Consider the following 24,554-nt stretch of genomic DNA (forward strand, 5'->3'; position numbering starts at 1 on the left):
GAGCGTGATGAAATGAAAGAAAACAGCCTTTTCCATTTTGAACCCACAAATCTATTTTTTTGTCTATTTTCTTCTGTGTATTTGGAAATCAAAAATGGGTGATTTATAATTGCGAAAGTTGAAACTATTGCTAGCCGCTAATTTGATTTCCACCATAGGTACCGGTATCACTTCCTATTTAATTGTCTGGCTGCTGATTGATCAATTGAAACAATCCGTTTTATATGGGTTATTGACGATGACAACGATGATTTTAGTGTTTTTTGCTTCACCTTATTTAGGGAGTTTGGTGGATCGATATTCTCGAAAAGCGATATTTCTCTATTTAGAAATAATAGGAATAGTGGTCTTAGGCGTTTTTTCTGTTCTATTCAATATTTCCGCCGTGTTGGACATCACTCTTGTTGTGATACTGATTTTTTATCATACGGCTTACGATTCGATAAAGTATCCTGCTTTAGCCGCTTTAACTCAGGAAATGTTCAAAAAAGAGGACTATAGTAAGGTGAACAGCAGTCTTGAAGTTCAGGGGCAGGCGGCGCTGATGATTAGTTCGGGGCTGGCTGCCATGATGATCGGCAAGATGGATGCGACAGTCATTTTGGTCATAAACATCGCTACATTTATAGCAGCTTCCATCCTCATCTACAAACTTCCCTATCAACGAAATGCTGAAGCAGAAGAGCATTCCAATACAATGAAAAATGAATCTTACTGGCAAAACTTTAGCTCCTCACTCCAATATTTATCTCATCGAAAAGTTTTGTTTGCTCTTTTATTGACTTCTTTTATACCAAGCATCGTGATTATTGTCGCAAACTACTTGGATCCGGTTTTCATTTACGACTATTTAAACGAAGGTCCGTCAGTTATCGGCATTGCCAATATTGTTTACGCCATTGGAGCTATGGGCGCCGGTTTTGTCACATATCAAATATCAAAGAAATGGCCCGATATGCAAGGTGTTATATTGTTTATGACAGTATTTGCTCTAGCAACCATTGTGATCTTCCTCGTTCCGAATGCTGTGACATTTATAGTTGCAAGCCTCTTTTGGGGGCATTCAAATGCTGCGATCAGAGTATTTAGGAAAAGTTATATGTTCCATCATGTCGATAATGCATATATGGGACGTGTCAATTCGTTGTTTAATGCGGTAAAGCTGTTGGGACAAGTTGCTTTAATAGGCATCTTAACGATTACAGTAGTGCCGGCGGGTCAAACTGTTTACGGATACTTCGTTTTATTCATCATTGTAATTGCTGCTCTTTTAACAACAACTTATTTATTTAACAGAACTTATAACAAAGATAAAGAAAAGCGGGTATCTTTATAGAGTAGCTTCCCCCGTAGAGGAGGCATAAAAAAGCATTGCTGTTTAAATACGATGCTTTTTTATGCCATAGGAGCCTCCCGTGATGATCTCAAGGCTTCTTTCACCGCTAAGAATCGCAACCGGGCGCGCCCAGCCGGCAGACGCTTTTTCAACTTTTACCGGAAAAGCCATGACGTAAAATCCAGTGGAAGGCAATTGATCAAGGTTGGCGAGCTTTTCAATTTGGCAGTAAGGAATGGTGCTGCCTGAATAATGACCTTCCCAAATAATGGATGGGTCTTTTTCCTGCTCAAAGCGCTTGGCGGTCATGCTGAATGGAGCGTCCCAGCTCCAGGCGTCAGTTCCGACAAGGCGCACGCCGCGTTCCGTTAAAAATAGAGTTGCTTCACGCCCCATCCCGCAGCCGCTGTGCAGGTAATCGTTTTGTCCGTATTTGGCGCCAGCCGACGTATTCACAAGAACAATGTCGCCGGGCGCGAGTTTATGATTGATGCGGTGAAGCTCCTGTTCGATTTCTTCAGGGGTAATGATATGCCCGTCTTTCAAATGTCTGAAATCAAGCTTAACCCCAGGGCCATGAAACCAGTCAAGCGGCACTTCATCAATCGTCATCATCCGCTTGCCGTCGTCTGTAACAGAACGGTAATGATATGGAGCGTCGATATGCGTTCCGGCATGCGTGGACATCTTCACTTTTTCCAGCGACCAGCCTTCTCCCCCGGGAAGATCTTGCGAGGAAAGGCCGGGAAAGCTCTGGACCATCTGTTTAGCTCCTTGCTTATGATCCGCATATTCGATTTCAGGGACAAACCCCGGCGGATCAGACGGTATATCACCTCTTAACGATACCGACAAATCTACAATTTGATTGATTTTCATCTGTTTTCCCCTTTCTGTCTAAGCGGCTGACCATTGAAATTGTAGGCGATCAAGCTGTTATCTTTTTTATTTTACATGATGAGCCATACAAAAAGCCTGCAGAACATTTTGCAGGCGATTCGCATTTTTCTACACTTGCTGTGACTTAGGTTTCCTCAGCTTGTAAATCGCGATCAGCATGATAAACCAAACCGGCGTGACAAATAAGGCAACGCGGGTGTCCTGCGCCAGTGCAAGGACGATGAGGATAAACGTAAGAAAACCGAGAACCACATAATTTGAAAACGGGTAAAGCGGCATCTTGAATTTGTTTATTTTCGCTAAATCCGGTCTTGTTTTGCGGTATTTCAAATGGCAAATGACGGTGATTCCCCAAATAAAGATGAAGCATATCGTCGAGATGCTTGTAATCAGCGTAAACACTTGTTCAGGCATGATATAGTTCAGCATGATGCCAATCAGAATTACGACCGCTGAGAAAAACAACGCATTGCTCGGCACTTTGCGGGAGGTCAGTTTGGTCATAGCGCCGGGCGCATTATGTTCTTTCGCAAGCGAGTATATCATCCGGCTCGTGCTGAAGACTGCGCTGTTACTTGCCGAAGCCGCCGATGTCAGCACCACAAAATTGATGATGCTTGCAGCCGCAATGATGCCGACCGCTGCAAAGACTTGGACGAACGGACTCTCATTTGGGTTGATGACATTCCACGGATAGATGCTCATGATCACAAGGAGAGCACCGATATAAAACAGCAAAACACGGACGGGGATATTGTTGATCGCTTTAGGAATGACCTTTTCCGGATCTTTCGTTTCCCCCGCTGTCAGTCCCACAAGTTCGATGCCAACAAACGCAAAGACAACCATCTGGAATGAAAGGAGAAAACCGTGCAGTCCATTTGGAAACATGCCGCCGTGGTTCCAAAGGTTGTGAAAGGCGGCAGCGCCCGAATGGGTGGGAAATCCTTTGAAGATCATGAAAAGGCCGATCACGATCAGCGCCAATATCGCAATGACTTTGATTAATGCGAACCAGAACTCCAATTCTCCAAAAAGCTTGACGGTCGCCAGGTTCATGATCAGCAAAATGAGCAGGGCGATCAATCCGGGCAGCCATTGCGGTACATCAGGCAGCCAGTATTGGGTATAAAGCCCGACCGCGGTTAAATCGGCCATCGCGAGCGAAATCCAGCAAAACCAGTATGTCCAACCCGTTATTAATGCCGCCATGTCGCCTAAGTAGTCCCTGACAAAGTCGACAAACGAATGGTATTCCAAATTGGATAAAAGCAGTTCTCCAAGAGAACGCATAATGAAAAAACAAATGATTCCCGTAATCAGATAAGCAAATAAAATCGACGGTCCTGCAAAATGGATTGATTTCCCCGAACCAAGAAACAGCCCCGTTCCGATCGCTCCGCCGATGGCGATGAGCTGAATATGCCTGTTTTTCAGGCCTCTCGATAATTTTTGTTCGTGTATATCGTTGTCAGTTACATCTTCTGTCACTTTATGTATGCCTCTATTTTTATTTTTTAGGCCCGATCCCCGCATGTTTTAAAATCTATAATAACATTAAAATTTGAAGTAACAGATAAGATTCGCCTGATGCGTTTGTAAAGAGGTGGTTTGCGTGGAAGTAGACTGATCCTTCTTTTTGTAACCAGATCTTTATAGAATGGTCGTTGTTCATTAATCATATTTGGTTCGGAATAAGAAGCGGGAATGAATCGAATCGTCCGTAAGTATTGTCATACCTGCTGCAAAATACATATCCGTCTGTTTGGACAGCGTGCTGAGGCAAATCCTTGAAATTGTTGAAGCCATTGTCATCGACTCGCGATTTCAGCAGAGACATCATTCAAAAGTATGCCGCAAAAGATGACGGCTTTCCAGAAAAACGGGAGGCCCGAGCCAAGCAACAAATCGTACTTGGCCTGTTTTTAATGGGGAAGGTTTTGTCATTGAGGGCTTGATATGCCAAGCTGCTGCGCACGTCCGCTTTCGTGATACAATATAGGTATTTCAGAGAGCATGATGTATTAGGAGGAACGAAAGCTGAACAAAAGGAAATCTCAACGCAGTCAATCGGTTTTTTTCGGCAATGCTGATCGTAATCGCGGTGTATGTTCTGTATACCTTGTTTGAAAATTTAATTCTTGATCCGCAATCAACATCTTTTCTCAGCCATAAATCTCACCTGAGGGACTCCTTTCATCTCCCGGTCTGGCTGAAGGTGATGTATGTTCACGTTGTTGCCGCTTGTTTGGCGATGGCTTCGGGCGCTGTCAACTTCTCCAGCGCCTTGTTGACCAAAAGCCGCAAGATTCACCGTTTTAACGGCTGGCTCTACGTCGTTTGCGTGCTGATTGTGACGCTGTCGTCAGGCTATATGGCACCGCATTCTACCGGAGGGAAGGCCGTCAGCATAGCCTTTAACATGGTGAATATGTATTGGCCTGCCGCCACGGTTATTTCCGTCATCAAAGCTCGGCGAAATCAGTTTATCAAGCACCGGAATTGGATGATTCGCAGCTATCTATTCTGTTTTACCAATATGTTCATTCACTTGATCACTTTCGTGTGCCATAAAGGACTCGGCCTGATATATGACATCAGCTACACGATAGGCGTTTTCGGAGCGATTGTGCTTTGCATCGCGTTGGCCGAATGGATCATTCGGTTCGCCTTTAAAAAGCCGGCGCAAATTTTTTATACAAATCACAGGGGCTTTTAAGCCCCTGCTCTTTTTCCTGTGGATTCCATATAGCTCAAGGAGGCGAGTATTCTCATTTGAATACGGGAAAGGAGTGTGAAGCAGTTTTGCTTTTGCTTGGGCTGTTTGATTCAGCTCATAGAGTAATAGAAAAAGTGATCTGGCTCACAGTTTTCATCACGCACCTCCTGTAAAGTAAATGATAGTTTTTTGCCGGCGAAAATAAAGAAAAACAGGGGATGTGTCAACCGATGAAAAGAACTGATCTGCCTCTAGTGTATTCGTGCTCCGGATGTTCCTCGGCCGCGCAAACGGCCAATATGATTGCCATTAAAATGGATCGGGAGAAAACGGCCGAAATGTCGTGCATTGCCGGAGTCGGCGGCGATGTGAAACCGCTTGTCAAAACAGCAAAATCCGGGCGGGATATCATTGCGATTGACGGCTGTCCTTTATGCTGTGTCAAGAGCTGTTTAGCTAAGCATGATGTTCAGCCGAAGCATCATTTTGTATTATCGGATTTTAACGTGCCGAAGAAAAAAGGAGCAGATCCCGACCCTGTCCTTTATATGAATGCGTATGAACAAATTTTGCAGCTCTTAAAATGCTAAGCCTTTTGGGAATGTTTATTTAGGGTGCTGTTTAGAGCATCAGTGAACGGATGCATTTGAATTGAAAAATCGAATGTCGATTACAGGCCATACGCTTTCTGCGAACGGCGGATTGATTTAAAATACCGAGGGTTTCATCCCTTGGTATTTTTGTTGTTACATCTTCTAAAAACCATGTCCAGCTTTTCGGCAAATTCCTCCGGGTATAAAACGCATCCCACATGATTGCCTGGAAAATCGACTACTTTCGTTTTCAAATGATCAGCCAATGCTTTTGCATACCTGTACGGGAGACAGCCTTGCGAATCAATGCCGCCGGCAGGAACGACTGTAACCGGTGAAGCTTTAAGCCTGCCGATGTCGGGTGAATATTCTCTTAAACCCGGCACCTCGGACAGGATAAAATAGTCAATGTTGGCCATGAGCTGCTCCGTCCGGGTTTTTGGACGGTCCGGCTGAGCTGTGGACGTAATGCCCATCGCTTTCGCGAATGCTTCTAAAGCCTGTAATCCGCTTCGTTTGTATTGTTTTTCAAGGTTCTCCAAGCTCTCGAACCCTTTGGTGCGGTCACTGCCGGCCAACAATTGCGGAATCGGAGGCTCGTGTGCGACCAACATGCGGATTTGTGCAGGATGGCGGATGGCAAGATCAAGGCCGATGACCGCGCCGGAGCTGCAGCCGAATACATGGGCCGGTTCATCCGTCAGAGCGGCCAGCAGCCGGCTCGCATCATCGCTGTGTGCGGAAACCTGGTAATTTTCATTCGGATCTTCCAGCCTGCTGCGGGAATGCCCGCGGCGGTCGTATATGATAACCGTGTAACGGTCGGATAGGCGGTCTGTAATCGGGTATGATTCTGCATCGCCGTTGCCCCCGTGAATCATAAGCAAGATAGGCCCAGAGCCGCGCACTTCGTAGTAGAGCTTTGCTCCGGGTACTTCCAATACACCGTGTTTCATGACAATATTCTCCTCTCGTTGCATGATCACTTTTACATTACATGACGGAGAAAGCATAGAAAATGCAGAAATCAGCTAATAAACAAACTCGCCATATTAAAAAGCACCGATCACAAGGATCCGTGCTCCAGTTTATTTTGTGTAAACGATTTTTTTAATCGTTTCGATGGAAAGATGATGTTCCGCTGCTAAGTGCTCAATCGTTTCGCCATTTTTAAAGGCCCTTTTTATCGCGGTGTTGCGATCATCGATCAGCTTTCTTGCTCCTGAACGTGCACCCCATTTTTTGTGGGCGGATTCAGTCTTGGGAATGTAGATCGTTTCCCCTTGAACATACTTTTGAATTTCCGATAGCAGCTTTTCAGGTAGAACAGCGGCAGCCTTTACGTATGCCATGTTTGCCAGCTCCTTATTCCTTTGATTGTAAAATAAGGGGCAAAGCCAATTACCAGAAAAGCTTACTTCAGGCGATTTTATTTGTCCACCCCATGCAAAGTATCGCCTTTTCCGATAACAGGCTTTGCATGAGACGCTGCATGATCCGGCATTCTGATGCTTGCCATGTGATCACCTCCTTCGAATTTGCTATTCATTATAAATGAAATCGAGATTGGCGGCACTTGATGATAAAATATTTTTAAAAAGAATGACCAGTCCGCAAACTATTTTTCACGCTCCCGCGTCTATCCTAATGTAACAGCCGTATATACGTATATTCAAAAAAGGAGTTCTTTATTGCAATGAAGAAACAAGCAGCCAGAGCGTCTCTTGTCGCTTGCATAACAGACCGGAAAGAAGACTTTTACCGGCTGGCGTACAGCTATGTGAAAAATCAAGAAGACGCCTTAGATATTGTCCAGGAATCAATCAAAAAAGCGCTCGATTCCGTCGATTCTGTTCGCAATCCGGATACGATCAAAAGCTGGTTTTACAAAATTTTGGTGCGGACGGCAATCGATTTTTTGCGCAAACGGAAAAAACTAAAGGTTATGGATGATCAAACGATCGAATTTTTAAGCAAGGGCAAGGAAGATATCTACCGGGATACAGACCTTCATGAGGCGCTTGACGAGTTGCCGCATCCCTACCACACCATTATTGTTCTGCGATTTTTTGAGGATCTCAAACTGGAAGAGATTGCGGAAATCACAGGCGAAAATTTGAATACGGTCAAAACGCGCCTTTACAGAGGATTGAAGCTTATGCGCATCCAATTGACGAAGGAGGATCTTTCTTAATGGAAAAGAAATTGGAACAGCTGAGAAAAGCATATCAAAACGTCCCCATTCCGAAGGAACTGGATCAGGTTGTCGAAACTGCGCTTCAGCATAAACCGAAGAAGAAGAGAAGGCTGGTGGTATGGCCTGCATCAACGCTTGTCGCGGCGGCTGTACTATTGGCTGCCGTCGTGAATATCAATCCCGGAGCAGCCCAGGCCATGTCGCGTTTACCCGTCATCGGCAAGGTCGTTAAGGCCATCACATTCACCGAGATCAAACAGAAAGATGGAGAATCGAGTATTGACGTGAAAACACCGGCTCTGTCCGGCTTGAATAACCGGGAGCTTGAAAATGGCATTAACGAGAAATATGTAAAGGAAAGCCGTCAGCTTTACCGGGAATTCATGAAGGAGACGTCCCGGAATAAAAAAGGGCATCTCAGCATCTACAGCGATTATGAGACAGTCACGGATACGAAGGATTTGATTTCGATTCGGCGAAGCGTCGAAAGAACGGAAGCGTCCAGCTATACCGAACGGCGCTATATCACCATTGACAAAAAGAATGAAATTCTGCTTACCTTGAAGAGTTTGTTTAAAGACGACCGGTATATTACGGCCATCAGCGAAAACATTAAAGAACAAATGAAACAGCAAATGAAAGATGATCCTGATAAAATATATTGGATCAATGACGAGGAAGTCGAGCCATTCAAACGAATCAAGGCCGACCAAAATTTTTATATTACAGAGAATCATAAACTGGTGATTTCATTTGACGATTATGAAGTCGCACCCGGATATATGGGCGCGGTAGAGTTTGAAATTCCGACTAAGGCGATTTCGAGCCTGCTGATCGGCGACCGCTACATCCGCTAGTCAAAAAATCCATGATTCGCTGAAATCATGGATTTTTTACTTTTTACAACTTTGTAACACCATATTCAGCTTGAAACTTTTATACTAGAGAGACGGCATCATTCAGGGTAGATAAAAATGACGATTTTTTGAAACAAAAAACGGTCCTGACTTCGTCTATAATATCGGAGCCGTAAAAGGCGCGAAACATAAAGAAGAACCGTACGTACATATCATTGGAGGAATACCATGCGAGATCAGACACAACAACACCGTTACATACCGGGGTTAGACGGGCTTCGGGCTTTTGCCGTTTTGGCGGTTATCGCTTACCACCTCAACATGAGCTGGGCCGACGGAGGCTTTATTGGCGTTGATATCTTTTTTGTTTTATCAGGATATTTGATTACATCGATTATCCTGCCGGCGTATGGAAATGACATTTCCCTCACATTCAGAGATTTTTGGGTGCGCCGGATACGGCGGCTGCTTCCAGCGGCGACGCTCATGATTTTCGCAACCGTCATATGGGTCGCTTTGTTTAACAGGGAGCTGATGCATACCGTGCGGGGAGATGCGATCTCCTCTCTTTTATATGTCAGCAATTGGTGGTTTATCTTTCACGACCTCTCATATTTTGATAGTTTCGGATCGCCGTCTCCTTTAAAAAACTTGTGGTCACTGGCGATTGAAGAACAGTTTTATTTCATCTGGCCGATCATTTTGCTGTTGGGCATCTACATATTTAAAAAGCGGGAGAGGCTGGCTGCGGCGGTTGTGCTGTGTGCGCTTTGTTCAGCCGTATGGATGAGCATCTTGTACGTCCCTGGCGGCGATCCGAGCCGCGTATATTACGGGACTGATACGCGCGCCTTCGAGCTGTTGATCGGATGCGCATTAGCCCTTGTGTGGCCGATGAAAAGACTATCTGGGAACAGGCTCCCAAGCAGCCTGAAGCACGCGTTGCACGGAACTGAGCTTGCCGCTTTCGCGCTGCTTATGATGAGCATTTATTTTGTCGATGAATTCAGCCCGTTTCTTTATCATGGCGGAATGCTTCTGATCAGCATAATCGCAGCGATTTTGATTGCATGCGTCAGTCATCCGAGCAGCTTCTTGGGCTTTGTCCTTTCCGTGAAGCCGCTGCGCTGGATCGGGAAAAGGTCGTACGGCATTTATCTTTGGCACTATCCCGTCATCGTGCTGAGCACACCTGTTCAAGAGATTGGAAATCCGGTGTTCTGGCATGTTGCGATTAAGGTCGCTGTTACGTTTATTCTGGCGGAACTTTCGTATCGCTTTATCGAGAAGCCAATCCGACAAGACGGTTTTAAACCGTTTGTAAGCCGGGTTTTTCTGGATAAGATCACGGAATGGAAAACCGCTTCCGTTCCCAGCAAAATATCAATCGGACTGATGTTTGCCGCACTCCTCATTTTTGCAGGAGGCCTGTCGGGATTGGCCGACGAAAAGAAACAGCCGCAACAGGCCTATTCCAAATCTTATGAGGAAACAAGCGCCTCAGCGGATCAGCCGGCTGACAAAAGTGAAGAACGGAAGGATGATAAGAAAGTACAAGCTGAAAGCGGGAAAGATGATGAAACTAAAAGCCGGCAGAAAGCCGGCGGGGATGAATCGTCAAATACAAAAGATGAGCAGTCTGCGGAAAAAGAGCCTGATCATATCGAGAAAGAGGTATTGGCTGTCGGGGATTCGGTCATGCTTGACATTGCTTCCAGCCTGCGTAAGAAAATTCCGGGAATCACAATCGACGGTCAGGTTGGAAGGCAAGTGAGGGAAGCGCTTCAATTGACATCAACCTACGCTTCCTTTAATCATTCGGACAAAGCCGTCGTGATTGAACTGGGAACAAACGGCTATTTTACGGACAGTCAGATGGACGCTTTGCTTGATGCGTTCTCAAACGCTGATGTCTATCTCGTGAACACGCGCGTCCCCCGTCAGTGGGAGAGCAAGGTGAATGAATCGCTTCGGAAGCAAGCGGACAGCCGTCAAAACGTGACATTGGTCGATTGGCATACTGAAGCCCTGAAACATCCCGAATATTTCACCGCTGACGGCGTACACCTGATGCCGAAAGGGACCGAAGCTTTGGCATCGCTTATCGTCAAAGCGATGAAATAATGCTTAAACATAAAAAGAGGCTGTTATTTCTTGAATTTCGTGATAAATCTAATCAAATAAGGTGTTTTTAAAGTTTCTTTTACTAGTTTGTTATGATGTTTTGTAAAATTTTTTATTTGTTTTCTTCTATGGGGAACCATTAACAAAGGTAATCTATCTTTGCGAAACCATCCGATTTTTGCTGTTTCCGGCCCTTGTTTAATGGGTTCCCCACCTAGTAATTTTCCTGAATAGATGTACTGTATGTCATGATATTGCGGTTGATCGTACTCTCCTATTTTGCACATAATAGAAATACGGTAGCCTGTTTCTTCTTCCATTTCCCTCATGGCGCATGTTTCCGGCTGCTCGTGCTTTTCCATTCTGCCTCCTGGCAAGTCCCAGACAGGATAATCTTTTCTTTTAACCAGAAGTATTTTTCCTTTGCTATTTTCCACAATTGTAAAGCAACCTACAGTGTTTACTGCATTCAAGTTAAGATAACTCCTTCCTGTGTTTCACTTCAATTATAAATCATCTGACCGATTCGATCTCCGATCTTAACCGGTCATGAGCAATCCTCTTTCACAGCCAAAAAAATATGTTACAATATACAAATGTTTTGCGATCCTCCAGTTTATTTCATGATGAAACAATATATTTTACTAGGAAAGAAAGGTTTGATACTATGCTCCATAATCCAACAGGAAAGGAACGCCTTGCATTGGCTTTTCTGCTCGGCATGCTTGCGATACTGGGCCCGCTGAATATCGATATGTATTTGCCAAGCTTTCCCGAAATTGCCGATGATTTATCAGCTGGAGCCTCGCTCGTACAGCTAAGCTTAACAGCGTGTTTGATCGGGCTTACGTTTGGTCAGCTCGTTATTGGGCCGGTCAGTGATGCACAAGGAAGACGGAAGCCCTTATTAATATCCATCTTTTTATTTGCGTTGTCTTCTTTGTTTTGCGCGCTTTCCCCGAATATTATTATGCTGGTCATTGGTCGTTTTTTACAGGGTTTTACCGCTTCGGCGGGAATTGTGCTGTCGCGCGCCATTGTACGGGACGTGTTTACAGGCAGAGAGCTTTCTAAATTTTTCTCGCTTTTAATGGTGATCACCGCGGTTGCGCCAATGGTCGCACCAATGACGGGGGGAGCCATCCTGCTTTTGCCGTTCGCTACTTGGCATACGATTTTTTATACTCTATCATTGATCGGATTGTTTCTAGTGCTCGTTATCTCAATGAAATTGACTGAAACATTGCCGCCTGAAAAACGGATTCCAAGCTCAATCGGTTCGTCTCTCAAAACGATGGGGAGCTTGTTGAAGGACCGGTCTTTCATCGGCTATGCGCTGACTGTCGGTTTCATTCACGGAGGCAGCTTTGCATACGTGTCCGGAACCCCTTTTGTATATCAGGACATCTATGGGGTTTCTCCTCAAGTGTTCAGCGTGCTGTTCGGCATTAACGGCCTCGCTATTATTTCGGGAAGCTTTATCATCGGGCGTTTCGGGGGAATCATTCATGAGAGGAAGCTCTTGCGGATCGCGGTTATTACCGCTGTCATCGCGACATCCGTTCTCCTGACGATGACGATTTTGAAAGGACCGCTTGCAGCGATTGTCATTTCCATCTTTATCTACATGATAACCATCGGAATGACGTTGACAAGCACATTTACGCTGGCGATGGAAAACCAGGGACACCGTGCGGGCAGTGCAAGCGCGATGCTCGGCATGCTTCCGCTTCTGCTCGGTTCGATCGTTTCGCCTCTCGTTGGAATGAATGAAACAACGGCCGTTCCAATGGGTGCGATCATGTTTATTACAGCTGTGATCGGATCTTTCACCTTTTTTGCCTTAACACGGAAAGACAGGGGGAGCGGTAAAGATAAGGACGGAATCACTTGATTCCGTCCTTTTGTTGTTATAGAGAAGCCCGGAGAATGGCGAGTACGTCATCTTTGTTTAGTTTTTGGAAATTGGCGAAGCCGCCGTGCTCGATTTCTTTAGCGGCGATGTTTGCGATCAGATCGAGCTTTTCTTCGCCGATGCCGTAGTCGGCAAAGCGGGAAGGAGCGCCAAGGCTTGTCCAGAACGCGGACAGCTTATCGATTCCTTCAAGCGCGATGTCTTTATCGGTTTTGCCTTCTGTGTCAATGTCAAACATGTTCAGCATAAGGGCTTTGAAGCGGCTGACATTCGTATCAAGCGTATATCTCATCCAGTTCGGAAACAAGATCGCAAGGCCGCCCGCATGCGGAATGTCGTAAACGGCCGAAACGGCGTGCTCCATTGTATGGGAAGCCCAATCGCCGAAATAGCCCATTTGCAGCGTGCCATTCAAAGCGATTGTGCCTGCGTATAAAATGGTTTCCCGGTGCTCATAGTTTTGCAGGTCTTCCAACAGCTTCGGTGCCGTTTCGATGACCGTCTGCAAAACGGAAAAGCACATTCTGTCCTGAAGCGGCGTGTTTTTGACATTATGAAAATATTGTTCAAACACATGGCTCATCATATCAACAATGCCGTAAACCGTTTGGTTTTCCGGGACGCTGAACGTATTTTCAGGGTCTAAAATGGAGAACTTCGGATGCGTGACATCGCTTCCCCATACATATTTTTCATTCGTTTCCCAGTTTGTAATGACGGAATCGGGGTTCATTTCAGATCCGGTTGCAGCTAAGGTTAAAATCGTACCGAACGGCAGGGCGTCTTTTGCTGTCGTTTTTTTGCTGAAGATATCCCAAGGGTCGCCGTCGTATTTTGCTCCGGCAGCAATCGCTTTTGTGCAGTCGATGACGCTTCCTCCGCCGACAGCGAGGAGAAAATCGATTTCATGCCGGGCACACAATTCGATCCCTTTTTTAACCGTAGCAAGACGCGGATTTGGTTCTACTCCGGAAAGCTCGTGCATGTCAGCGCCTTCTTCTTTCAACACGCGCGTAACTTCGTCATAAAGACCGTTCTTTTTAATACTGCCGCCTCCATAAACAAGCAATACATTTTTTCCGTATTCCTTTAATTCTTTTCTTAACTGTTCAAGCTGGCCTTTTCCGAAGATCAATTTCGTTGGATTGTAATAACTGAAATTTTCCATTGATGAACAAACCTCCTATGGTATATGTAAAAACAGTTTTCTACTATAACATATTGAATCGTATAGAAAAAGAGGCCGTGTTCTTACAAAGGACAGGGTCAAATTGTACAGAGGGGAGGAAGCACACACCTGATTTACTGTGTAAAAAAGCTTGCCGACTTTGCCGGCAAGCTGAGGAGGCCGTTCTGTCTTCAGGTTAAAACCTATACTGAGACGTCCGCCGATTCGTTGATAGAAATGACCATTGAGACAGCGGTTCCGTCATCCGGCGCACTCTCGATATTCAGTTCGCTCCCGCAGAAGTGCTTCAGTCTTCGGTTGATATTTTTCATACCGACGCTATGAGTGAAATGAGAGGAAAAGATATCGTGTTGTTTTTCCGGCGGCATGCCGATTCCATTGTCCTCTATCTTGATATAATAGCGGTTTTCGCTTTCTTTTTTTGCCGTCAGCTTGATCCAGCCTCCGCCTCTTTTTTTGCTGATCCCGTGGTGGACGGCATTTTCGACAAGAGGCTGAATCATTAATGGCGGAAGGGCAAAGTCAATGTCTTCGTCAATATCGTAAATGACGTCCAGCCGATCGCCGAAGCGCGTTTTTTCAATAGAAAGATACGAATTCACAATCGACAGTTCATGTTTGAAAGAACTCATCCCTGATGTATTTTGAAAATCAAAACTCATTCTTAAGTAGTTTGTAAAATCAGCCGTTACTTCGCGCGCTTTTTCAATATCCAAATGACTGAGCGCGATAATTGTATTTAATACGTTGAAAAGAAAGTGCGGCTTGATCTGCGACTGGAGGAATGCCATCTCCATATTGGTCGCTTGGGCTGCCGTATCTTTCATCATGATCAGGTTTTTAACGCGGGCTGCAAATTCAGTGTAGTTGTACGGTTTTTGCAAAATGTCATTTGCCCCGGCGTGAAAAGCCTTGTATTTATCATGATCGATGATGGCTGCCGTAATAATGAGAACCGGAAGTTCCACCATTGTGAATCTTTCACGGATTTTCATAGAGACTTCAAACCCTGTCATATCGGGCATCATCAGATCCAAAATCACCAAGTCAAGCTTTGATCGGGAGGCGACTTCGAGAGCCTCTTTGCCGCTTTTTGCTGCGATGACTTGATAAGGAACGCCTTCAAGCATATCGGCCAAAATTTTTAAGCTTTCAATGTTATCATCGACGATCAGAACAGTTGGAGCATCCATTTTCTTTGAATAATACGGCGTGCTGATTGAAACATCGGGCAAACTCCTGACGGCTTGCTGTTGAGGCACGTTCTCCTTATCGTCAAGAAGCGAGTCATCCTTTGCGACAGGCAGTGTGAAATGAAATGCCGATCCTTTCCCTTCTTCCGATTCTACCCAGATCTCCCCATTTTGAAGCTGAACGAGCTGTCTGACGATGCTTAAACCGAGCCCGGCTCCGTCATCTTTATGGTTTTTTGCTTGTTGAAAAGATTCGAATATCGATTGACGGACGGCCTTTGGTATGCCGACTCCTGTATCTGCTACAGTGATTTTGACCTTCTCTTGGTTGATCCTCTCGGCAGAGAGCGTAATTTGTCCCTCCGGCGTATACTTGATTGCGTTATCTACCAGGTTGGTCATGATTTGCCGGAAGCGGTTTTCGTCAGCCAAGACGAGCGGCAGTCCGGATGGAACCAGGTTTACAATCTGGACCTGTTTATTTTTTGACAACAGCCGATAGAAGCCCATTTCCGTACTGATCGCTGAATGGGTATCGACAGGAACGGCTTGAATCTGCAGCATGCCCTGCTTCATTTTTTCCAAATCGAGAATGTCATTCACCAGGCTGGAGAGCCTGTATCCCATGCGGATGACCAGCTGCAGATTTTCTTTTTCTTCCTCTACCGTCCTTTTGCTTTTCCTTGCCAAAAGGGTCTGGCATATATTAATCATGCTGTTCAGCGGCGTTTTAAATTCATGCGATGTTTTGGCGATAAATTCGTCTTTTAATCGATTCATTCTGAGCAATTTCAAGGATAGGACTTCATTCTCGCGGAATGCGCCTGCGAATTGCTGCGCCATCATCAGAACAGCCGCCAGCAAAGCGATGATTGACGGCACGGCATAGAGCGAATTGAACGAAAAGCCTCTTTTGCCGCTGTAAGCAGAAACGGTCGTTAAAATGACGAATGCGCTCATTGAAATCGCTGCAATCGTAAGATAAAGACTGCCTTTCATTTTCCGAAGGGCAGCAATCGCAAACACATACGTAATATAAATCAAAGTCGTGACAGCAAGAACGGAATGCAATATATATGCGAGACGGTCTGTAAAACCCCATGATATAAAATCAATCAACAAAACCAGTGCAGAAAATGCAGTCGCGGCGATTATCCATTTTTTTGAAACGATTTCTCTGTAAGCGAAATAGAGATAGAGAAAAACCGCTATACTGACAAGCACCATTGTGGTTGCTCTCATTACGCTTAAAGCCGAGAATGAAACAGACGGAAAGAAAAGAAAGATCATTCGTTCTCGTCCGATTAAAAGCACAATGACTGAAAAAAGAAGACACATCGTGGAAAAAAAGAATAAGTGCTTATCCTTTTTTCGATGCAGGAAAAAGCCGAGAAAGTATAAACCGGTAATGAAGAATGCCGTGATCATGCTGGTTTCATTAAAGAAAGAAATTTTGCTTTGGTGTAAAATGTTCTGCTGCGTTCCGAAGGTAATCGGTTTTTCTATTCCCCATGAAGGTGTTTTTTTGAAGTTCGAAAATTGTACAATCAGCTCGTTGTCCCCGCGGTGAATGTCGAAAAAACTCGTATAAGGCCTGTTTTGAGCCCTGAAATTCGCTTTACTTGAAGGAGTTCCGCTCTGCCCGATCAATTTGCCGTTGAAATAAATTCGGTTTGCGCTGTTAATAAAAGAGGTGCTGATTCCGAACATCTCATTGTCCTGTTTTGACCGGATCATCAGTCTGTATGTACCGTAATCCACGTTTTCCCCTGAATCGGTAAGTTTGACATTGTTAGGCACAGCGGAATAAATGGGGGCTTTTCCAATGCCTGAATGGATCGCCTTTGGCGAGAGAAGCTGGTTTCGATAGAGTGTCCATTCCCCGGTGAGCGCGATGTTCCCATCTTTCTGAAAATCCCATGTTTCCAGATTGATGATTCCTTGCTTTGCTTCAGGGTAATTCTGATCGGACAGTTGATTGTTAATGAATAAGAAAATAAAAAAGAAGCCGGCATAGCCGAGAATAATCGAAAGGAAAACAAATAGCTTTTTCAATATCAGCACTCCTCATTCAGCCTGCTGCAGTGTTGTCGAATCCATATGAATATTGTACTCTTAAATGTTAATAAACGACAAGAATAAGAAAATGAATCCAACTAAGTAGGGCCATTGACATGATATAATCATTATAATAATTTCCAGATGACTCGATGAAATTGGGGTGGGTGTCGTGAAAGCGTTAATTGTGGATGATGAGGAATTGGCATTGCTTCATTTTAAAAATATGCTTGAACGAACAAATTGTTTTCGATCCATTGAAATGTTTCAAGATCCGGCTGATGTTATGGAGTATCCGGATATTCAGGATATAGACACGGTGTTTCTTGACATTGAAATGCCGGGGATCAACGGGATTGAGCTCGCTGAAGCGATTCAATCGATGAATGAAAACATTCAGGTTGTTTTTATCACGGCCTATAACGATTTTGCCATAAAAGCATTTGAATTAAATGCGATGGATTATTTGCTTAAACCCGTCGATTACGTCCGGCTCGTGAAGACGGTTGAACGGATCAGAGAAAACAGCTTGCTGAAGGCTTCCGCGGAAAACGGCGGAGGAGACTATTTCATTCAATGTTTTGGGAGTTTGCAATTTTACAAAACGGAGAAGGATGTCAAAACATATATACCCGTAAAGTGGAGAACGTCCAAAGCACGCGAAATTTACGCGTATTTGCTTCATCATCACGGCCATGTGATCAGCAAAGACGTGTTGATCGACCTGTTCTGGCCTGACCATGATGTCTCTAAAGCGAGCACCCAGCTGTATACGGCGATTTATCAAATCAGAAAATTAATCGAAAGGCTTCCTTTTAGCCAATCCATCGAGAAGACTGACACCGGATATGTCCTCCGGATTTCCGGTGTGAAAGTGGATGCTGACGAATGGGAAAAGTCGCTGAAAGAGGCTCCTCCAATTCATATGGCGACGATCAACCGGCACATGGAATTGCTGCTTGCATACGAAAACCATTACTTTATGGAACACGGTTATTTGTGGGCCGAACCCGAAAAGACACGGCTTGCCCGGATATGGCTTGGAAAAGCTTATGAACTGGTCGATTGCCTTATTCGTGAAAAAGACTACCGCCGGGCGCTTGATATATGTCTGCAGGTCGAGAAATTCGAACCGTACGATCATAAAATCATCCAATACAAGATGCAGCTGTTTAATAAAACCGGGAATGTAGAAGAAGCGATCAAGGAGTATGAGCGCTACAAACTCATCAAGGACAAAATGAATGAAATGTAAACACGAGGACCGGATCAGCCGGTCTTTTTTTTATGCCATTTTCAGCTTACATGCCGATGTTCAGAAATTGTATAGTTCCATCTCATACAATGTAGTTTGGTTCGGATGATCTCAGCTGACATAAAGCAAAATTCATAGCCGCGATATCTTGATTACCGCCGCTAAACATACAGCAGCGAATTTAAAAGCCTGTCATTCTTCAAATAGAAAAGTATTTTCAGGGATTCATTTTCCAGGCTCAATCGATCCGTACACAAAAACATGATAAAAGGGGAGGAATCACAATTTGAGATCGAAAAAATATTCGTTCAGCCTCAGCAAAAAAAGAGGGCTGAAACCATTTTTGATCACTTGCCTGGCATTGTATTTGATCTTCAGTCAAGTTGTCGGCTTTACGCTGACGGCAGTGGCTGCCGGCACATCAACAGGGAGCAGCGTGTTTTTTAATTCAGTGACAATCAAAAACAGCGAAGATCAAACGGTTGACGGGTCAAAGGGAGACGACCCGGCATTAAAACCGGGTGACAAAGTGACACTCACATACGAGTGGGCGTTAAAAAACGATGAAGAAGCCGGCACCGAAAAAAGCTTCACTGTAGAGGTGCCTAAAAGCTTCGAATTCGCTCAGGATGCCAAGGGAGATGTGAAATCGGCAGATCAGCAGATCATCGGCAGCTATGAGGTGAAAGCGGACAGCAACATTTTGACCGTAACCTTGAACAGCACTGCAGAGGCAAAAGGGTCCATCACTCTGGAAGCAAAGTTTGCCGCTGCCGTGAAAAGCGGTACAAAAACGGTCACCGCTCTCTTTCAACTCGGAGCAGGCAAGACGCAGCAAGCAGTCATCCCTGTAAATACAGGATCCGAATCGGAAACGGCGAAAAACGATTCTCCGTCATCTGAGGATGATCAGGCAGCAGCTGACGATCAATCAAAATCTTCAGGGGAGCAGGACGAAGAGGAAACGAAGACAAAAGCTGCTGACACTGAGAGCAGCGATTCAAAACCGCCAGCATCTTCAAGACTAGCGGCAGCCGGGAGCCTTGCGTCCGGAGGTAATCAAATCACCCAAAATATTTTAACCGGCGTGACGCTGACAGATGAACACGGAAAGCCTTATGACAAAAGCAACCGGGCCGACACGAATTCTCCGGCAAAAATTTCAATCACTTGGGACATCCCGGATGAGCTCGGAAAGACGATAAATGACGGCGATCGCTACGAATTTGATCTGCCTGAAGCTTTCATTATGTACAACGATATTACGAATCAGCCATTAAGCTCAGGCGGTATCACGTACGGCTATTTTTCAATTGATACAAAAGGCCATGTTGTGATGACGTTTAATGGTGAAGTGAAAACAGATTCGAAGGTCAAAGGCACGTTGTTTGTCAATACGCAGTTCAACGCGCAAAAAATAAAAGGATCGACGACTCAAAAGATTCCCTTCCCGGTGAAATCAGACACTCCGGAGGTAACGGTTTATTTTAAACCAAACGTAAGCAAAACCATCGATAAATCAGGAATTTTTGATAAAGGCATCAATCCGGGGCAAGTCACATGGACAGTCGACCTCAACAAAAAATTGGATCAAGTCAAAAATGCCAAGTTGACCGAGAACTTTCCGGAGGGGCTGATCTATCGTTCTGTCAAAGTTTATCAACTCGATGTCAACATAGATGGTTCAGTCAGCCAGGGAGATGAAGTTCTTTCAGGCTACACTGTAGACGCAAATGGGAATGTCACATTTGACGGTGAGATAGATTCGGCTTATCGCCTGATCTATGTGACGGACATCGATGACTCCGCAAAGCCGGACGAAGGCGGAAATGCTGCATTTACGAACAAGGCGACATTCGGCGGAGACAATCTGGAACCGGCTTCTGCAGAGGCCTCTGTCACAGCCAAATACGGGAAAATGATCGAAAAATCGTCGACAGGTTATAAAAGCGATTCACAGACTTTCAGCTGGACGATTTTATATAACTATGGTGAGAAGAAGATTGACGAATCCAAGGCGAGCATAACAGACTCGTTTGGTTCCGCTGATTTGCAGCTTGTTTCAGATTCCTTGAAGGTGATTCCGATTACCTTCAATCAGAACGGAAGTGAACAGGCGGGAACGCCTCTAACGGAAGGCAAAGACTATACGCTCTCCGATAATGGAAGCGGGTTTGAAATCAAATTTAACCAAAATGTTACCGGAGCTTACAAAATCACATATCAAACCGAGGTCAACAGCGGAGTGATCATCGATAAATCGACAACGTATACGAACACCGCAGTGACCGGAACAGGGGAATCAAAGAAAGCTTCCGGTACAGCCATTCAACAGAATTTGATAAAAGGCTATTCAAACATTGATTACAAGAATAAAACGGTCGATTGGACGATCGCAATCAACAAAAACAACTACACGATGAACAATTGGAAGTTGGATGATAATTTCGAAAGCGGCGGGCTCGCGCTCCTCGACGGATCATTCCGTCTTCAGGATGTGACGAATAACAAAACGCTTCAAGAAGGCAAAGACTATACATTGACAATAAAACCGGATCATGAAGGTTTTCTTCTGGAACTCATCGGAGATTATGCAACAACAAACAGCCAATTTAAGATCACTTATACGACGAATATGAATGCCGACTTTTCAAACGAAAATGTCAAAAACACGGCTGAATCAACCTGGACAGATCACAGCAGCACTGAACGCAAAAATAAGGAAACGAGCAGTTTTACACCGAATCGCCAGACATCCCACAACGGTTTCAAAAACGGCTCATATAACGCGGTTTCAAAAGAAATCACGTGGAAAATCGGGATCAACTATAATGGTGAGCCGTCAAAGAATCCTTATATTAAAGATGCTTTAGCAGATGACCAGCAATTTGTTAAAGGTTCAGTGGTCGTCAAGAGCTATGCAGTCAATAAAGACGGTTCCATCACAGAAGGAGACATCCTGCCCGCTTCACAATATGATGTGGAGGAGCCGTCGGCTGACAATAAACAAACGCTGACTGTCCATTTGAAAACGGACGATTCCGTCCCGTATCTTATTGTATTTAAAACTTCGCTTAAAGGGCAGGTCATTAAGCGTGACCCTTACACCAACAAGGCGACGTATTATAATGCCGGATACTCAGAGCGTGAGTTGACGGCATCCGTTTCGGTCGCCGACGGAGGAAGCCTCGTTTTCAAAGGAGGCAAACAAAACGGAGGTTATGTCGATTGGAGTATTAATGTCAATGCGAGCCAGTCGGTATTGGAGGATGTAAAAGTCACCGATACTCCGGATACCAACCAAATTTTAGCTGAAGATTCTTTTAAAGTTTATCAAGCTAAATACGATGAAAAAGGTGCAGTCAAAGACAGCGGAGGAAATCTTGTCCCGGATGATGTTCAGCTTCAAAAAGGCGAAGACTATACACTGGACATCAAGACCGACAATGCAACCGGTGAACAATCATTTGTCCTGAAATTTACAGGTGATTACAAAAAAATCGACCGCGCCTATGTGATTCAATACCAATCATTAATCAATATTGCCGGCACGAGCGGTCATGTTCACAACAAAGTGTCGATTTCGGGAACGAATGTTCAGGAACAAACCCAGGAAAACAACAGCTCGGTCTTTGTTGCCGTTTCAAGCGGCGGCGGTTCAGGCTCAGGTGAAAGAGGCAGCTTGACAATCCTTAAAACGGGGGAAGGCGGCACACCGCTTTCTGGAGCAGATTTTCAATTGCGGACAAAAGATAATGAGCGGCTTCTGCGGACAGGAACGACTGACGACGACGGCAAGCTGACATTCGGTAATATCCGCTACGGGACTTACATTTTAAAAGAAATCAAGCCGCCTGACGGATATACGATCAGCGACGCTTATGCAGACGGGGTCTCCGTTGAGATTAACAGCAGCTCTTCCAGTGCCGGAGCGCTTTACAAAGTCGTGAATGAAAAGAATAAGGTGACGCTTATCAAACAAGACGAACAAAAGAATCCTTTGGAAGGAGCCGTGTTCAAGCTGGAGAAAAAATCCGGCGATGGCACCTTTACAACAATACGTACGAGTATTAAGAGCAATGAAAACGGAAAAGTAGAAATCAACGGTTTACCGCCCGGCAATTATCGTTTGCTGGAAACGAAAGCTCCAGAAGGATATCTCTTAAATACAAAAGAAATCAGCTTCTCCGTCAAAACGAATGATAAGAATCAAGTACCTGACGTTGATTTAGGAACATTGATCAACTATAAAGGCAGAGCACATTTAACGAAAGAAGATGCAGAAGGCCGTCAATTAGAGGGGGCTGAATTCAAGCTCATTGATCATGAAGGCAAAATCGTTCATGAAAAGCTCACCTCAGATCAAGACGGGAAAATCGCGGTATCTGATCTTGCGCCTGGCCGCTATGCCTTTGTTGAAACCAAAGCCCCCGAGGGCTATGTGATAAACAGCAAGGCAATCGAGTTTACCATATCTGAATCGGCAAAAGAAAAACCGGAATCCGTGGACGCAGGCAAAGCCGTCAACTATAAAGGTTCGGTTTATTTGACAAAAGAGGATGCGGAAGGCCGTACGCTGAAGGGCGCTGAGTTTAAGATCGTTGATCATGAAGGCAAAACCGTTCATGAAAAGCTCACTTCCGATGAAGACGGAAAAATCGCAGTTTCAGGCCTGGCGCCTGGGCGCTATGCTTTCGTGGAAACGAAGGCGCCCGAGGGCTTTATGTTAAACAACGATCAAATAGAATTCACCATCCCGGGCTCAGCTGAAGGGAAACCGGAGCCGGTTGATGCAGGCGCCGCTGTTAATTATAAAGGCTCGGTTCATTTAACAAAAGAAGATGCGGAAGGCCACAAGCTTGAAGGAGCCGTTTTTAAGATCGCAGATCAAAACGGGAATACCGTACAGGAGGAACTGGTCTCAGATCGAAATGGAACTGTTACGGCTTCAGGCCTGGCGCCTGGGCGCTATGCTTTCGTAGAAACGAAAGCGCCTGATGGATTTGTATTGAACAGCGGGAAAATAGAGTTTGTCATCCCGGATGCCGCTGAAGGAAAACCTGCCCATGTAGATGCGGGTAAAGCCATCAACTACAAAGGTTCGGTTTATTTGCAGAAAGAAGATGAAGACGGCAATGGATTAGAAGGAGCCGTGTTTAAAATCATTGACAGCGAAGGCAAAACGGTCAAAGACGATTTGATCTCTAAAGAAGGCGGCAAAATCGAGGCTGGCGATTTGGCGCCGGGAAGCTATCAATTTGTTGAAAAACATGCGCCTGACGGTTACCTGCTGTCAACAGATCCGATCCCATTTTCCATTACCGGGAAACACGAAGGTGAGCCGAAACAGGTTAAACTGACGGCTCTCAACAAGAAAAACAGCGTTGTGCTCACAAAAGTCGGCCAGGATGACAAGAGCGCCGGACTTCAGGGAGCGCAGTTCGATTTGACAGATGAAACCGGCAAGGTGCTGAAAACCGGTTTGGCAACAGACGCAGACGGCCGGATCACAGTGTACGGTCTTAAGCCCGGTAACTACCAATTTGTCGAAACAAAAGCGCCTAAGCATTATCAATTGGATAAGACGCCAATATCGTTCACAGTCAAAAATACTGATACAAAGCCAATTGAAATGACTGCAGAGAATCAATTGACACCGGGCGATGCGAAACTGACGAAAGTGGACCGCAACGATAAAAAAGCTGTGTTGAAAGGAGCAGAATTCAAGCTGCTCGATGCCGATGGAAAGCCTGTTAAAGCCGCAGGCAACGGGAAAAAGCTGCCGGCAGTCTGGACTACAGATCAAAACGGTCAATTTATTGCGGAAGGTTTGGCACCTGGGCGCTATCAATTTGTCGAAACGAAGGCGCCTGACGGTTATAAGTTGGATGAAACGCCGATTCCTTTTGAAATTAAAAAAGGACAGTCAAAACCGGTCGAGATCACAGCATCCAATGAAAAGCTGAAAACGCCGGCTGTTGACAAAGGCACATCGAACCCGAATTCGGGAGACCCTAAAACAGATAACAAAGGCACACCGGACCGAAATTCGAACGGAGATCCTAAAGGTCATTTGAAAGATACGCTTCCGAAAACCGGTGATAGAGACAGCATCATTCCGATCATGATCGGCATCCTGCTGATTCTGTCTGGAGGAGTCTTCGCTTTCTACACAAGAAAGAAACAAAGAAAGGCGTAAACGAATCATTTATGCACCT

General features: G+C 45.0%; 16 protein-coding genes and 1 pseudogene. 9 read left to right on the forward strand and 8 right to left on the reverse strand.

The features are described from left to right. Positions 1-109: 109 nt before the first annotated feature. On the forward strand, positions 110-1,336 hold the full coding sequence (locus M1D59_RS03060) for an MFS transporter (RefSeq protein ID WP_020450300.1): 1,227 nt from the start codon (positions 110-112) through the stop codon (positions 1,334-1,336). Positions 1,337-1,378: 42 nt separating this feature from the next. On the opposite strand, the gene M1D59_RS03065 is transcribed toward M1D59_RS03060, so the two are convergent. Together M1D59_RS03065 and M1D59_RS03070 are read right to left on the reverse strand one after the other, a co-directional pair. Next, positions 1,379-2,215, reverse strand: a complete 837-nt coding sequence (locus M1D59_RS03065; RefSeq protein WP_458117775.1) for a cyclase family protein — start codon at positions 2,213-2,215, stop codon at positions 1,379-1,381. 129 nt (positions 2,216-2,344) lie between these two features. Further along, positions 2,345-3,727 (reverse strand): amino acid permease, encoded by a 1,383-nt coding sequence (locus M1D59_RS03070; protein WP_458117776.1) that lies wholly within the window; start codon positions 3,725-3,727, stop codon positions 2,345-2,347. 595 nt (positions 3,728-4,322) lie between these two features. Here M1D59_RS03070 and M1D59_RS03075 point away from each other — a divergent pair. Together M1D59_RS03075 and M1D59_RS03080 are read left to right on the forward strand one after the other, a co-directional pair. Further along, entirely contained in the window at positions 4,323-4,955 is a 633-nt protein-coding gene (locus tag M1D59_RS03075) for a DUF2306 domain-containing protein (RefSeq protein ID WP_020450305.1), read from the forward strand. Positions 4,956-5,185: 230 nt separating this feature from the next. Continuing rightward, positions 5,186-5,545, forward strand: coding sequence for a putative zinc-binding protein (locus M1D59_RS03080; RefSeq protein WP_020450306.1), 360 nt, complete (start codon positions 5,186-5,188; stop codon positions 5,543-5,545). A 134-nt stretch (positions 5,546-5,679) separates the two neighbouring features. Here the strand turns inward: M1D59_RS03080 and M1D59_RS03085 are convergent, their stop codons facing one another. Both M1D59_RS03085 and M1D59_RS03090 read right to left on the reverse strand, forming a co-directional pair. After that, positions 5,680-6,504 carry an alpha/beta fold hydrolase gene (locus tag M1D59_RS03085; protein ID WP_458117777.1) on the reverse strand — a complete coding sequence of 275 codons (825 nt, stop codon included), beginning with the start codon at positions 6,502-6,504 and terminating at the stop codon, positions 5,680-5,682. Between the two features lie 132 nt (positions 6,505-6,636). Beyond that, positions 6,637-6,900, reverse strand: coding sequence for a CD3324 family protein (locus M1D59_RS03090; RefSeq protein WP_020450308.1), 264 nt, complete (start codon positions 6,898-6,900; stop codon positions 6,637-6,639). Positions 6,901-7,244: 344 nt separating this feature from the next. Here M1D59_RS03090 and M1D59_RS03095 point away from each other — a divergent pair, with 344 nt between their 5' ends. The 3 genes from M1D59_RS03095 (at position 7,245) to M1D59_RS03105 (ending at position 10,726) form a co-directional block, all read left to right on the forward strand. Beyond that, positions 7,245-7,742, forward strand: a complete 498-nt coding sequence (locus M1D59_RS03095; protein ID WP_020450310.1) for an RNA polymerase sigma factor — start codon at positions 7,245-7,247, stop codon at positions 7,740-7,742. Further along, a complete protein-coding gene (locus tag M1D59_RS03100) occupies positions 7,742-8,602 on the forward strand; it encodes a DUF3298 and DUF4163 domain-containing protein (protein WP_020450311.1) in 861 nt (286 codons plus the stop codon). The genes M1D59_RS03095 and M1D59_RS03100 overlap by 1 nt, the downstream gene beginning before the upstream one ends. 228 nt (positions 8,603-8,830) lie before the next feature. Next, on the forward strand, positions 8,831-10,726 hold the full coding sequence (locus tag M1D59_RS03105; protein WP_105979253.1) for an acyltransferase family protein: 1,896 nt from the start codon (positions 8,831-8,833) through the stop codon (positions 10,724-10,726). A gap of 23 nt (positions 10,727-10,749) precedes the next feature. On the opposite strand, the gene M1D59_RS03110 is transcribed toward M1D59_RS03105, so the two are convergent. Next, on the reverse strand, positions 10,750-11,199 hold the full coding sequence (locus M1D59_RS03110; protein WP_020450313.1) for an NUDIX hydrolase: 450 nt from the start codon (positions 11,197-11,199) through the stop codon (positions 10,750-10,752). A gap of 194 nt (positions 11,200-11,393) precedes the next feature. On the opposite strand from M1D59_RS03110, the gene M1D59_RS03115 reads away from it, so the two are divergent. Further along, complete coding sequence (locus tag M1D59_RS03115; RefSeq protein WP_458117778.1) at positions 11,394-12,620, forward strand: Bcr/CflA family efflux MFS transporter; 1,227 nt, start codon at positions 11,394-11,396, stop codon at positions 12,618-12,620. 16 nt (positions 12,621-12,636) lie between these two features. On the opposite strand, the gene M1D59_RS03120 is transcribed toward M1D59_RS03115, so the two are convergent. The 3 genes and pseudogenes from M1D59_RS03120 to M1D59_RS03130 all read right to left on the reverse strand — a co-directional run. Next, complete coding sequence (locus M1D59_RS03120) at positions 12,637-13,809, reverse strand: iron-containing alcohol dehydrogenase (protein ID WP_224066776.1); 1,173 nt, start codon at positions 13,807-13,809, stop codon at positions 12,637-12,639. Positions 13,810-14,012: 203 nt separating this feature from the next. Beyond that, on the reverse strand, positions 14,013-15,023 hold the full coding sequence (locus tag M1D59_RS03125; RefSeq protein WP_224067391.1) for a response regulator: 1,011 nt from the start codon (positions 15,021-15,023) through the stop codon (positions 14,013-14,015). A gap of 162 nt (positions 15,024-15,185) precedes the next feature. Beyond that, a pseudogene (locus tag M1D59_RS03130) lies at positions 15,186-16,760 on the reverse strand (sensor histidine kinase); the annotation flags it as partial. A gap of 493 nt (positions 16,761-17,253) precedes the next feature. Between M1D59_RS03130 and M1D59_RS03135 the strand changes: the two are divergent. Beyond that, positions 17,254-18,336, forward strand: coding sequence for a response regulator (locus M1D59_RS03135; RefSeq protein ID WP_023857813.1), 1,083 nt, complete (start codon positions 17,254-17,256; stop codon positions 18,334-18,336). A 286-nt stretch (positions 18,337-18,622) separates the two neighbouring features. Next, a complete protein-coding gene (locus tag M1D59_RS03140; protein ID WP_043054089.1) occupies positions 18,623-24,535 on the forward strand; it encodes a SpaA isopeptide-forming pilin-related protein in 5,913 nt (1,970 codons plus the stop codon). The last annotated feature ends 19 nt before the right edge of the window (positions 24,536-24,554 follow it).

Source organism: Bacillus sp. PK6-026, assembly GCF_054161455.1.